General features: G+C 71.7%; 1 protein-coding gene. It reads right to left on the reverse strand.

The window, feature by feature from the left end:
* Positions 1 to 892 (reverse strand): hypothetical protein (locus FNH08_RS50460; protein ID WP_152778746.1); only part of this gene is annotated, 892 nt, incomplete at its 3' end.
* Positions 893 to 1,041: the final 149 nt, after the last annotated feature.

Raw genomic sequence — 1,041 nt, forward strand, 5'->3', positions numbered from 1 at the left:
GCTCGGGGGCGTTGGTGTCGGTGCCGGTTTCGTTTCCGGTTTGGTTTCCGGTGCCTTGATTCCGGTCGGTGCCGCCGCCCTCCTTCCGGGGGGTGCCCCCGCCCTCCTTGCGGTCGTGGCCGCCGGCTTCCTCACGCTTGCGGTCTCCCTTGCGGATGCTCGGCTGGTCTTCCTTGCGGTCTCCCTTGCGGATGCCGGGTTGGTCTGGCTCGCGGTCGGGCTCGCGGTCCGTCTTGCGGTCTGGCTCGCGGTCTCCCTCTCGACTACCGCCTCCGTCGCTGTTGCTGTCGCTGGCGCTACCGCTGTCGACGATCCGGAACCGGTAGTCGTTCGACTCCCCCACCCACTCACCGTCGTCGCCCTTCCGCTGCACGACCGCCGCGTTCGCCACGACGTCGTTGGGCACGGCCGCGGAGGTGACGGCGAGGCGGAGTCTCACGGTGAGGGTGCGGTCGGGGCGGACGGTGAATCCGGGGAACCCGTCGTGGTCGAGGACACCGACGAGTTCGTCGGCGTCGGTGCGCTCGAAAGGAACGGGATGGGGACGGGAGCCGACGTAGAACTCCAGGCGCGGCTGGGCCGGGCGGAGCGCGCGCTCCTCGTCCACGAGAACGATCACGGGGTGGACGTTCCCGCAGGTGCGCGAGGTGGTGTTGGTGAGCTCCAGGGACCAGGTGCCGTACCCGCCGCCCGCGTCGTAGCTGTCCGGGCCGCCGTCGATGTGGGTGCGGACCGGGAACGAGTCGGCGTCGGTGGTGACGCAGGTGGGGCGGGGCGGATCGACGGGAACCGAGGTCAGGGCGGACGCGGCGGTGGCGTGCGGTGCCGAGCCGCCGGTGAGGGCGGCCGCGGTGACAAGGGTCAGGGTCAGCCCCGTGCAAAGTCGCATCATCACAGGCCCCCTGCCACCGGCCTCCCGCCGCTAAGCGCGCCACGCCGCGCACGGCCCCCGGACGGCCCACCAGGTCCCCTCGATCAGCCGAGCGGATCAGCCGTCACCCTGCCCCGGCCCCGTCCCGGCCTCAATGCTTAAGTGGAAGC

It is taken from the genome of Streptomyces spongiae (assembly GCF_009377185.1).
GTDB lineage: Bacteria > Actinomycetota > Actinomycetes > Streptomycetales > Streptomycetaceae > Streptomyces > Streptomyces spongiae.